8 protein-coding genes and 1 pseudogene are annotated in these 11744 nt (G+C 69.1%); 2 read left to right on the plus strand and 7 right to left on the minus strand.

Annotated features, from left to right (window positions below; translation table 11 throughout):
• Positions 1-88: 88 nt before the first annotated feature.
• Entirely contained in the window at positions 89-1303 is a 1215-nt protein-coding gene (locus OG385_RS21685) for a GlxA family transcriptional regulator (protein ID WP_266856789.1), read from the minus strand.
• Between the two features lie 842 nt (positions 1304-2145).
• Between OG385_RS21685 and OG385_RS21690 the strand changes: the two genes are divergently transcribed.
• Positions 2146-2667 (plus strand): universal stress protein, encoded by a 522-nt coding sequence (locus OG385_RS21690; protein ID WP_266856791.1) that lies wholly within the window; start codon positions 2146-2148, stop codon positions 2665-2667.
• A 132-nt stretch (positions 2668-2799) separates the two neighbouring features.
• On the opposite strand, the gene glmS is transcribed toward OG385_RS21690, so the two are convergent.
• Together glmS and OG385_RS21700 are read right to left on the minus strand one after the other, a co-directional pair.
• Complete coding sequence (gene glmS, locus OG385_RS21695; RefSeq protein WP_266856793.1) at positions 2800-4617, minus strand: glutamine--fructose-6-phosphate transaminase (isomerizing); 1818 nt, start codon at positions 4615-4617, stop codon at positions 2800-2802.
• Between the two features lie 15 nt (positions 4618-4632).
• Positions 4633-4911 carry a hypothetical protein gene (locus tag OG385_RS21700; protein WP_266856795.1) on the minus strand — a complete coding sequence of 93 codons (279 nt, stop codon included), beginning with the start codon at positions 4909-4911 and terminating at the stop codon, positions 4633-4635.
• Positions 4912-5161: 250 nt separating this feature from the next.
• On the opposite strand from OG385_RS21700, the pseudogene OG385_RS21705 reads away from it, so the two are divergent.
• Positions 5162-6516, plus strand: a pseudogene (locus OG385_RS21705) (beta-N-acetylhexosaminidase).
• 113 nt (positions 6517-6629) lie between these two features.
• On the opposite strand, the gene OG385_RS21710 reads toward OG385_RS21705, so the two are convergent.
• The 4 genes from OG385_RS21710 to OG385_RS21725 are packed head-to-tail and all read right to left on the minus strand — an operon-like array spanning position 6630 to position 11683.
• Entirely contained in the window at positions 6630-8462 is a 1833-nt protein-coding gene (locus tag OG385_RS21710) for an IucA/IucC family siderophore biosynthesis protein (RefSeq protein WP_266856797.1), read from the minus strand.
• On the minus strand, positions 8459-8983 hold the full coding sequence (locus OG385_RS21715; protein WP_266856799.1) for a GNAT family N-acetyltransferase: 525 nt from the start codon (positions 8981-8983) through the stop codon (positions 8459-8461). The genes OG385_RS21710 and OG385_RS21715 overlap by 4 nt, the downstream gene beginning before the upstream one ends.
• Positions 8980-10260: a lysine N(6)-hydroxylase/L-ornithine N(5)-oxygenase family protein gene (locus OG385_RS21720; RefSeq protein WP_266856801.1), complete on the minus strand. Its 1281-nt coding sequence runs from the start codon at positions 10258-10260 to the stop codon at positions 8980-8982. The genes OG385_RS21715 and OG385_RS21720 overlap by 4 nt, the downstream gene beginning before the upstream one ends.
• Entirely contained in the window at positions 10244-11683 is a 1440-nt protein-coding gene (locus OG385_RS21725; RefSeq protein WP_266856803.1) for an aspartate aminotransferase family protein, read from the minus strand. The genes OG385_RS21720 and OG385_RS21725 overlap by 17 nt, the downstream gene beginning before the upstream one ends.
• Positions 11684-11744 lie beyond the last annotated feature (61 nt).

An 11744-nucleotide genomic window follows, 5' to 3' on the forward strand; every position in this document is an offset into this window, starting at 1 on the left:
ACCTTAGACCGGTCGGCGGGACCGGTCGGCGCTCGCGCCTGACGGAGCCGGGGGGCCGGGCCCTGAGACCCGGCCCCCGCAGGCATTCCTACGTCGCGCTCCGCTGCCCGGGGACCGTCGGGCGGCCCGGGGCGTACGTGTCCGAGCCCGGCTTTCCCGGTTCGGACAGGGCGGGGGAGCCCTGCGGCGGTGCCGGGGGCTGGGTGCCGCCCGGTGCCGGGGTGCGGCGGGACTGCGGGACGCCGTCCGCCGCCGGGGCGGCCGGTACGGGCTCGGCCCCCTGCGGCCTGCGGGCCCGGTACGCCGTCCGGTACGCGGCAGGCGACGAGCCCAGCTGGCGCCGGAAGTGGCCGCGCAGCGCGACCGGCGAACGGAAGCCGCAGCGGCCCGCGACCTCGTCCACCGAGTAGTCCGATGTCTCCAGGAGGCGCTGCGCCTGGAGCACCCGCTGCGTGATCAGCCACTGGAGCGGCGCACTGCCGGTCAGTGAGCGGAACCGGCGGTCGAACGTCCGGCGGCTCATGTACGCGCGGGCCGCCAGGGTCTCCACGTCGAACTGCTCATGGAGGTGCTCCAGCGCCCAGGCGACGACCTCCGCGAGGGGATCGGAGCCGATTTCCTCCGGTAAAGACCTGTCGAGGTAGCGCTCCTGGCCGCCGCTTCTGCGCGGGGGGACCACCAGCCGCCTGGCCAGCGCTCCCGCCGCGTCCGCGCCGTGGTCCGTCCGCACGATGTGCAGGCACAGATCGATTCCCGCGGCGGTCCCGGCCGACGTCAGGACATCGCCGTCGTCGACGAAGAGCTCACGCGGGTCCACATGGACCGACGGATAGCGCTTCGCGAGCGTCGGCGCGTACATCCAGTGTGTGGTCGCGGGCCTGCCGTCCAGCAGTCCTGCGGCGGCCAGCACGAAGGCGCCGGTGCACAGCCCGACGATGCGTGCGCCCTCCTCATGGGCCCGGCGCAGCGCGTCCAGCGCCTCGGGCGGCGGCGGCGAGGTGATCGACCGCCACGCCGGGACGACGACGGTGCCGGCCCTGCTGATGGCCTCCAGGCCGTACGGCGCCGTGAGTTCCAGCCCGCCCGTGGTGCGCAGCGGGCCTTCCTCGCCCGCGCTCACCAGCAGCCGGTAGCGGGGCACTCCGGCGTCCTGCCGGTCGATGCCGAAGACGGAGAGCGGAATCGAGCTCTCGAATATGGGCCCGCCGCTGAAGAGCAGTACCGAGACGATCTCCTTGCGGCGGCGCCCGGAGAGCTTTCTTGCGGTCTCCGCCACGGTGGTGGAGTCCTGGCCCTGACTCATGGTGCTAAGCCCCCCTCGGTGCTCACGGCTCCCTGATCCTGTCGGGACTGTCGCTCCTGCAAACTGCTTTTAATCGTCACAGCCCCTCGGTCCAGCACGAGATCCCCCCGCCCTCTTACCCAAGATCGAATCTACTGTGTCCCGTGCTGCCGGCGTGACAAGTTCGACTGACGGCGTTATGTCGACATGGCAACTTGGCGCGAAGCATTCGATCAGGAAGCGTTTCACTCAGGAAGCCCCCAGGGAAGTGGGCAGCCCACGCATGGCCCGTCCCAGTAGGGTGCGTGAGCCGCTGTTGGTCCTTTCTTCCCTGGTGGCACGGGGGTTGACGTATCGTTCCGCCAAGGTCGGGGTAGGTCACATAAGTTGGCTGAAAACGATCGGGCGCGCGGGTGGGATTCAGTCAGTGGACCGGCGTGCGCTTCTCAGACTGTCACCGCAACCTGTGCGCTCCCGGTACGCCGGGCCCGCGCGGCGGGCGAACGGCGGACGTACGCCCCCCGCCTGCGCGACGAGTGGCGGGCGGGTGACGGGCCGGTGTCCGGGAGGTGTGCCGACCGCGCGGAGGAGTTGCGGACGGAATGCGTCCGGCGGTCGGTTCCCGACGCCGGGGGCCCGGGCGGGAAGCTGTAGATACCACCAGGCATTGCCATTTACCGGCCTGCTCGGGCATGCTCCCTGGAACGCCGGACTGGATCGGCGGGCAGTGGGCAGGAGAGGAGTGTCGCCGTACTCTGGAGGGTATGGGCTTGGGAAGATGATTCCCGGACACAGCTCCGCCGGACACGCTCCACCGTCAACTGCCGTTCCCTCCCAAGAGGAACTTCTTCGCCGAGACACCGATGGCCGGTTACGAATTCTCCGAACCCGCGGACCGCAGGCAGATCGCCGATCCATCGGCCGAACTCCATGCGGCGGATCAACCACGTCACGCATGTGATCCCGCTTTCAGACACGGGGTGGTCGTCGGTTTCGACGGCTCGACCTCCAGTGAGCGGGCGCTCGCCTATGCCATCGGCATGGCCGTACGACTGGGCTCAGGCCTGATCATCGTCCATGTCGCCAACCGGCTGCCGACCACGGTCTGGGCGGGCTGCGAGCCCCCCGTCTTCGTGGACGTGCCGGACCACAGGACCGAAGTGCTCGGCCTCGAACTGGCCTGCGCGGACTATCTCGCCGACGTGCCCTGGATCCTCGTGGAGCGCGGCGGCGACATCTGCTACGAGCTGGAGGAGGTCGGCCGGGAGTACTCGGCGAACGCGATCGTCGTCGGCTCGACGCACGGCATCGTCGGGCGGATCTTCGGCTCGGTGGCCGGGCGCCTCGCACGGCGCGCCCAGCGGCCCGTCATCGTCATCCCGTAACCCGGCCCGTCATCCCGTAACCCACGCCCGGCTGCCCGCCCGGTCATCGGGGCCACATCGGCGCCGAGCAACACCGGCTGCCCCCGGGGCGCTTGCCACCGGGAGCAGCCGGGACGGCCGTGCTGCGGGCGGCTACTCGACCGTGACGGACTTCGCCAGGTTGCGCGGCTTGTCGATGTCCCGGCCCAGGGACAACGCCGTGTGGTAGGCGAGCAGTTGCAGCGGGATACCCATCAGGATCGGGTCCAGCTCGTCCTCGTTCTTGGGTACCACGATCGTGTGGTCGGCCTTCGGCTGCTCCTGGTGCGCGACCGCCAGGATGCGCCCGTCGCGCGCCTTGATCTCCTCCAGCGCCGCCCGGTTCTTCTCCAGCAGATCGTCGTCGGGCACGATCGCGACCGTCGGCATCGCGGGCTCGATCAGCGCGAGCGGCCCGTGCTTCAGCTCCGACGCCGGATACGCCTCGGCGTGGATGTACGAGACCTCCTTGAGCTTCAGCGAGGCCTCCCGTGCCACCGGATAGCCGCGCACCCGCCCGATGAACATCATCGACCTGGCGTCCGCGTACTCGACGGCCAGCTTCTCGATCTCGGCCTCCCGGTCCAGGATCTCGGCGATCTGGCCGGGCAGCTTCCGCAGCCCCGCGATGATCCGCTTGCCGTCGGAGACCGACAGGTCGCGGATCCGGCCCAGATGGAGCGCGAGCAGCGCGAACGAGACCACCGTGTTGGTGAAGCACTTGGTCGAGACGACGCAGACCTCCGGGCCCGCGTGCACATAGACCCCGCCGTCGGTCTCGCGCGCGATGGCCGAGCCGACGACGTTCACCACGCCCAGCACCCGCGCGCCCTTGCGCTTGAGTTCCTGCACGGCTGCCAGCACGTCGTACGTCTCACCGGACTGCGACACGGCGACATACAGGGTGTCGGGGTCCACCACCGGATTGCGGTAGCGGAACTCCGACGCGGGCTCGGCGTCCGCGGGGATGCGGGCCAGCTCCTCGATCAGCTGGGCACCCATCTGGCCCGCGTGGTACGAGGTGCCGCAGCCCAGGATCTTCACCCGGCGCACGCCCCGCGCGTCCCGGGCGTCCAGGTTCAGACCGCCCAGGTGCACGGTGGAGAAGCGGTCGTCGATCCGGCCGCGCAGCACCCGGTCCACCGCCTCGGCCTGCTCGGAGATCTCCTTGTGCATATACGTGTCGTGGCCGCCCATGTCGTACGACTCGGCCTCCCACTCCACGGTGGTCGGCGTCGACGAGGTGGTGGAGCCCTCGGTCGTGTACGTACGGAAGTCGTCGGCCTTGAGGGTGGCCATCTCGCCGTCGTCCAGCGTGACGACCTGGCGGGTGTGCGAGACGAGGGCCGCCACGTCGGACGCGACGAACATCTCCTTCTCGCCGATGCCCAGGACGACGGGCGAACCGTTGCGGGCGACGACGATGCGGTCCGGGAAGTCCGCGTGCATGACCGCGACGCCGTACGTGCCCTCGATCAGCCGCAGGGCCTCGCGGACCTTCTCCTCCAGCGTCGCGGCCGGCGAGCGGGCGATGAGGTGAGTGAGGACCTCGGTGTCGGTCTCGGAGAGGAACTCCACACCGTCGGCGTTGAGCCGGGTGCGCAGGTCGGACGCGTTGTCGATGATGCCGTTGTGGACGACGGCGACCTTGTTCTCCGCGTCCAGGTGCGGGTGGGCGTTCAGGTCGCTGGGGGCGCCGTGGGTGGCCCAGCGGGTGTGGGCGATACCGGTGGTGCCCGCGAACCGCTTGGGTACCCGGGCCTCCAGCTCGCGGACGCGGCCCTTCGCCTTGACCATCTTCAGCGCGGCGGACTTGGGCGAGGAGATGACGATGCCCGAGGAGTCGTACCCCCGGTACTCCAGCCGTTGCAGCCCTTCCAGCAGCAGCGGGGCCACGTCACGCCTGCCGATGTACCCGACGATTCCGCACATATCGCTCCTTGGTTCCTAGCCGTAGATCATGCGGCGCAGCTGCCGCAGGGAGAGCTCGGGCGGCGCCACTGCACGATGAGGCAGCTCGTCCGAGATCTGTTGAAAAATATCCGGGTTTGTCTGTCCGCGGGCCTGTAGCTCGCGGTGGCGCCTGCGGACGAACTCCTCCGTCGTCTCGTCGAAGTAGGCCAGCACATCGAGGACCACCCGGGCCGCTTCGCCGCGCTGGAGGGCAGAGCTGCGCACCAGGTGGTCGATGAGGTCGTCGTACGACGGGCGGGATGATGCGGCCATCCGTTGATATTGGAGTGATGCGAGGCCGTACGCAATATTTCTGCCCGATTCCGGGCAGATGGGGGCGACTGGGCTGCTTCGGATTCCGTCGTTCCGGTCGCGAGGGAGATCCGGAGTGGTCTATACCCTTGACCCTTCCGGGGGGCCCGCGATACCCATGGGGCACGTTCGGCTGCCCAGCACCACAGTTGCGAGCCCCTCCGGAGGGAATCCGCTTGTGAGACTGCACAGAACACTCGAATCCAGGTCCCTGCCCCGGCTTCTCGGTACGTTCCTCCTCGTCGCGGCCGCCGGATTCGCCGGCACCGGCGCGGCCCCGGCCGCCACCCCCGCCGCCTCCGCCACCCCCACCGTCCGCCCACTCGGCGCGATCATCCCCGCGCCCTCCTCCGTCCACGCCGGCGGAGCCCCGTACGCGATCACCGGCAGGACGCACATCCGGGCGGACTCCGCAGCCGCGCGCCAGGTCGGCTCGTATCTGGCGGGGCTGCTCAGGCCCTCCACCGGATACCCGCTGCCGGTCACCGGCGGCTCGCACGGCGGCCGGGGCGACATCACACTGACGCTCAGCTCCCGTGAACACGGCCTCGGCGACGAGGGATATCGGCTGGTCAGCTCCGCGCACGGGGTCACGATCACAGCGGAGAAGGCCGCCGGGCTCTTCCACGGCGTCCAGACGCTGCGCCAGCAGCTGCCCGCCGCTGTCGAGGCACACCGGCGGCAGCCCGGCCCGTGGCAGGTCGCGGGCGGCACCGTCACCGATGTGCCCCGGTACGCCTACCGGGGCGCCATGCTCGATGTCTCGCGGCACTTCTTCACCGTCCAGCAGGTCGAGCGGTACATCGATGAGCTGGCGCTCTACAAGATCAACAAACTGCATCTGCATCTGAGCGACGACCAGGGCTGGCGCATCGCCATCTCCTCCTGGCCGAAACTGGCCACGTACGGCGGCTCGACCGAGGTCGGCGGCGGCAAGGGCGGCTACTACACCCAGGCGGACTACCGGGAGATCGTGCGCTACGCGGCCTCGCGCCACCAGGAGGTCATCCCCGAGATCGATCTGCCCTCGCACACCAACGCGGCCCTGGCCTCCTACCCCGAGCTGAACTGCGACGGGGTCGCGCCCCCGCTCTACACGGGCACCGATGTCGGCTTCAGTTCGCTGTGCGTGCCCAAGCCGGTGACGTACGACTTCGTGGACGATGTGGTGCGTGAGCTGGCCGCCCTCACATCTCACCGGCCGACCGCGCGTACCTCGACATGAAGTACACGGCGGACACCAAGCTCGGCCTGTCCTGGGCCGGTCTGGTCGAGGTGCAGCGTTCGTACGACTGGAATCCGGCGACCTATCTGGCGGGCGCGCCGGCCGGTTCGGTCATCGGGGTCGAGGCGCCGCTCTGGTCGGAGACGCTGACCACCAGCGAGGACATCGACTACATGGCGTTCCCGAGGCTCCCCGGGATCGCCGAGCTGGGCTGGTCGCCGCAGTCCACCCATGACTGGGGCGCGTACCGGACCCGGCTCGCCGCGCAGGCACCCCGGTGGGACGCGCTGGGCATCGACTACTACCGGTCGCCCCAGGTGGACTGGCCCGCGCAGCAGTAGCGGCACGAAGTGCGCCCGGCGTACGGAGAGGACGGTCTCCGTACGCCGGGCTGTTCTCTGCACGCCGGGCGGTTCTCTCCACGACCACCGTGGACCAGGACGACCGCCGTGGATCAGGCGATCGGGTTCTTCAGGGTCCCGGAGAGCTGGAGCGCACCCGCCGGGTCCTGAAGGTCCACCATCTGCTGGTTGTTGCGCAGCTGGAGCCGGTTGAGGCACGACAGTGCGAACTCCGGCGCGAACAGGTCGTACTGGCGGAACTTGTCGGCCAGTTGGGGCACCGAGCTCTGGTAGTCCCGTACGCAGGTGCCGACGGTCCGCCAGAACTCGTCCTCGCCGAGCACGCCATCGGTCGCCAGCGTCGCGCTGAGGAAGCGGAAGAAGCAGTCGAAGACATCGGTGAACAGCGACAGGAGTTTCATGTCGTCCGGTACGTCGGCGCGGACGCGCTCGACGTCCGGCGGCAGCACCGCGTCGGGGTCCATCACCGCGATCTCCTCGGCGATGTCCTTGTAGACCGCCCGCCGCACCACGCCGTCCTCGATGACCAGGATCACGTTCTCGCCGTGCGGCATGTAGACGAGGTCGTAGGCGTAGAAGCTGTGCAGCAGCGGGGTGAAGTACGCGTCGAGGTAGCGGCGCAGCCAGACGGCCGGTTCGAGACCCGACTCGGCGATGAGCGCACCCGCGAACGAGGCGCCGTCCCGGTCGGTGTGCAGCAGCGACGCCATGGTGGCGAGGCGCTCGCCCGGTTCGAGGGAGGGCACCGGGCTCTCCCGCCAGAGCGCGGCCAGCATCTTGCGGTACGGCGAGCCCTTCACGGTCGCCTGCTCGTACTGCCGGTGGTGGTAGCCGATCGAGGCGCGCTCACGGATGATCGTCAGGCCGGTGGCCTTCAGCAGCGGGTCGCTCTCGATGAGCTGCCCGAGCCAGTCGTTGATCGCGGGCGTGGCCTCCATGTACGCGGCGGAGAGCCCCCGCATGAAGCCCATGTTGAGCACCGACAGCGCTGTTTTGACGTAGTGCTTCGCCGGGTCGCTCGTGTTGAAGAAGGTACGGATCGACTGCTGCGCGAGGTACGAGTCGTCGCCGTGCCCCAGCAGCACGAGCCGCTGCCTGGCCACCTCGGCGGCGAAGGTGACGGAGAGTTTGTTCCGCCACTGCCAGGGGTGCACCGGGATCAGGAAGTACGCGTCGAGATCCAGGCCGAGCCCGGTCATGGTCGCGGCGAACCGCTCCAGGGTCTCCGCGCCCAGTTCGGCCCGGATCAGCGACTCGTAGTCGAGTCCTGCGCCCGCGCTGAAGGTGGCGTGGTCGCGCCGGGCGGCCAGCCAGATCAGCCGGACCGGGCTCGCCGCCTCCGGCGCGTAGCTGAGGTACTCGTCCGAACCGAAGCCCAGGCGGCCGTTGTTGGCGACGAAACAGGGGTGGCCCTCGGTCATCCCGGTCTCGATGTCCTGGAAGCCGGACGCGGCCAGCTGAGCGGCGGAGACGGGGTGTTCGGCCTGCCGGGCCAGTTTGTACGCCGTGCTGGACAGCGTGGAGGAGATCTCCTCCAGATAGACCGGCAGGATCGCGTCGCTCAGCCCCAGCACCTCCCGCAGCTCGATGAAGAACTCCAGTGCGTCCAAAGGGAGTTCTTCGGTGCCGCGGTGGCGGGTGATGGAATCGGCCGGGATGTGCCAGTGGTCGAGGGCGAGGATCCGGGCTCGGAACCGGTACTCGGTCCCGCCGTCGTCACTGCGTACGGAGAACTCGCCGTGTGCGGAGGACTCACTGGGTACGGAGGACGGGGTTTCCCCTGTTCCGGCGGGACCGAGAGGGGCGGGCCCGTCGCCGAGCGGCTGAGGGGACAGCAGCCGCTCGTGCGAGAACTCCGCCAGCGCCTTGCGGATCAACTGCCGCTCGGCCGCGGCCCAGAGTACGGGGGTCAGATGGCTGCTCATCGGCGGGCTCCCTCGAACGCGGCGCGGGTGCAGACGCTCAGCAGCGCGGTCTTCTCGGGCTTCGCCAGTTCGCGCACCGCCTCGAAGCCGACGGCCTTGTTGAGCGCGTGGACCGCCGTGTTGCGTACGTCGGGCTCCACCACGACCCGGCGCGTCGCCGGGTCCGCGAACAGCTCGGTCATCACAGCCGTGATCACAGCCCGGGTGAAGCCGTGCACGGGGGTGTCGGTGGGCGCGACCAGGAAGTGCATCCCGACATCGCCGGGTTCGGGGTCGTAGAGGCCCTTGAGCTCGACGTGCGCGGGGTCGTACCGCTCCATCAGGAACGCAGGTGTGGAGCCGTGCAGTCCTATGAAGGCGTCGTGGTGCTCCGCCGCCGCTATCGCCATGTACTCGCGCTCGACGTCGGTCAGGCTGAAGCCTTGCATCATCCAGTAGACCGACTTGGGGTGGGTGACCCAGCCGTGCACCAGCTCGGCGTCGGTACGGAGGTCCAGCGGGCGGATGGTGAAGCGGTTCATGCGGTGAACTCCTGGAAAGCGATGGTCTTTTCGACCGGGTAGTACTCCTGGCCGCCGAGCAGCTCGCGGATGATGCACGAGTTGCGGTACGCGGCCATCCCGAGGTCGGGTGCGACGAAGCCGTGGGTGTGCAGTTCGGCGTTCTGTACGTAGATCGTCCGGTCCGGGTCGATGCTGTAGTTGCGGTGGACGTCGAAACGGCCCTGCTCGTCCCAGTTGATCCGGTCGTGCACCGGGGCGAGGAATTCGGGCACCCGGTACTTGTAGCCGGTGGCCAGGACGAGCCCCTGGGTGGCGAGGGTGAAGTCCTTCTCCTGTTCCTGCTGGCGCAGCCCCAGCGTGTAGGTGCCGTGGTCGTAACCAGCCGTCTCCAGCGAGGTGTTGGTCATCAGCCGGGTCGCCACCGGGCCGCGCCGGTTCTTCGCGTACAGCAGGTCGAAGATGGCGTCGATCAGCTCGGAGTTGATCCCCTTGTAGAGGTTCTTCTGCGACACGTTGAGCCGGTCGCGGGTCCGGGACGGCAGCCCGTGGAAGTAGTCCACGTACTCGGGCGATGTCATCTCCAGCGTGAGTTTCGTGTACTCCAGCGGGAAGAAGCGGGGCGAGCGGGTCACCCAGTTCAGCGCGTACCCGTGCTGGTCGATGTCCTGGAGCAGGTCGTAGTAGATCTCGGCGGCGCTCTGCCCGCTGCCGACGACGGTGACCGACTCCTTGGCCTGGAGGGTTTCCTTCGCCTCCAGGTAGCGGGAGTTGTGGATCAGGTCGCCGCCGAGGTCACGGCAGGGTTCCGGGAGGTACGCGGGGGTTCCGGTGCCGAGGACGAGTCTGCGCCCCCGGTACACGGCGCCGCCCGCGGTGCGTACCGCGTAGACCGCGTCCCGCTCCTCGTACGTCACCTCGGTCACCGACTCGCCGAAGCGGATCGCGGGTATCTTCGCGGCGGCCCACCGGCAGTAGTCGTTGAACTCCTCGCGCAGCGGATAGAAGCTCTCGCGGATGTAGAAGGAGTACAGCCGCCCGGATTCCTTCAGGTAGTTGAGGAAGGAGTACGGCGATGTGGGGTCGGCCAGGGTGACCAGGTCGGACATGAAGGGCGTCTGGAGCGTGGAGCCCTCCAGGAACATCCCGCTGTGCCAGTCGAAGTCCGGCTTGGACTCCAGGAAGAGGCCGTTCAGTTCGTCGACCGGGTCGGCCAGGCAGGCGAGCCCCAGATTGAACGGTCCGAGCCCGACCGCGATGAAGTCGTAAGGCGCGTGGGGCTCAAGAGGCGTGGACAAGGGTTTCTCCCAGGTACTGGCCGGCGTGCTCGGCGAGGAGTTCGAGGACGGCCGCGATGTCGGCGAGGGTGGTCTGCGGGTTGAGCAGGGTGAATTTCAGATAGGCGCGGCCGCTGACCGTCGTACCGGCGACGACGGCGTCGCCCGACGCGAACAGGGCTTTGCGCGCATACCGGTTGGCCCGGTCGATCAGCGCGGGGCTGGTGACATCGCCGGGGATGTAGCGGAAGACGAGGGTGGAGAGCTGAGGTTCGACGGCCACATCGAAGCGCGGGTCGGCGGCGAGGAGCTTCCACCCCTCTTCGGCGAGGTCGACCACCTCGTCGAAGAGCCCGCCCACGGCGTCGGCGCCCATCACGCGCAGCGTCATCCACAGCTTGAGGGCGTCGAAGCGCCGGGTGGTCTGGAGGGACTTGTCGACCTGGTTCGGGATGCGGGCCTCGGCGGCGGAGCGCGGGTTGAGGTAGTCCGCGTGGTACGTGGCGTGCCGGAGGGTGACGCCGTCCCGTACCACCAGCGCGCTCGAACTCACCGGCTGGAAGAAGGACTTGTGGTAGTCGACGGTGACCGAGTCGGCGTGCTCGATGCCTTCGAGACGGGCGCGCCTGCGGGAGACGAGCAGCCCGCATCCGTACGCGGCGTCGACGTGCATCCAGGTGCCGTACCGGGCGCAGAGCTCGGCGATCTCGGGCAGCGGGTCGATGGAGCCGAAGTCGGTGGTCCCGGCGGTGGCGACGACGGCCATCGGGACGGCGCCGTCGGCGCGGCAGCGCTCCAGCTCACGGGCGAGCGCCAGGGTCTGCATGCGCTTGTCCTGGTCGCAGGGGATGGAGACGACCGCTTCGGGGCCGAGACCGAGCAGTTTCGCGGACTTCTGGACGCTGAAGTGGCTGCATTCGGAGGCGAACACCCGCAGCAGGGAGGCATCGGTGGTCTTCGCCTCCTCGCGGGCCAAAAGCAGCGCCTGGAGGTTGGACTGCGAACCGCCGCTGGTGAAGACGCCGTCGGCGCCCGGACCGTAGCCGATCCGGCCGGCCGTCCAGTCGATGAGGCGCTGCTCGATCAGGGTGCCGCCCGCGCTCTGGTCCCAGGTGTCCAGCGAGGAGTTGACGGCGGAGAGCACGGCCTCGGCGACCACCGCGGGGATGACGACCGGGCAGTTCAGATGGGCCAGATAGCGGGGGTGGTGGAAGTAGACGGCGTCCCGCAGGTAGACGGTGCCGAGTTCGTCCAGGGCGGCTTCCGCGGTGCCCAGCGGCTTGTCCAGGTCGACGGAGTCCAGGACGGGGGCGAGTTCCTGGTGCGAGATTCCGGTGAACGGCTTTTTGGTGGAGGCGAGTTGGGCCGCCACCCGCTCGACTGCTGCGGTGGCAGTGAGGCGGTACTGCTCCGCTGTCGTGTCGTTGAGCAGGTGTGAGCGCATGAACGGTCCTCCGGGGAAGGGAGAAGGGGGGCGAGGGCACTGCGACGTCGTAGCCGGGTAG

Source organism: Streptomyces sp. NBC_01306 (genome assembly GCF_026340465.1).
GTDB lineage: Bacteria > Actinomycetota > Actinomycetes > Streptomycetales > Streptomycetaceae > Streptomyces.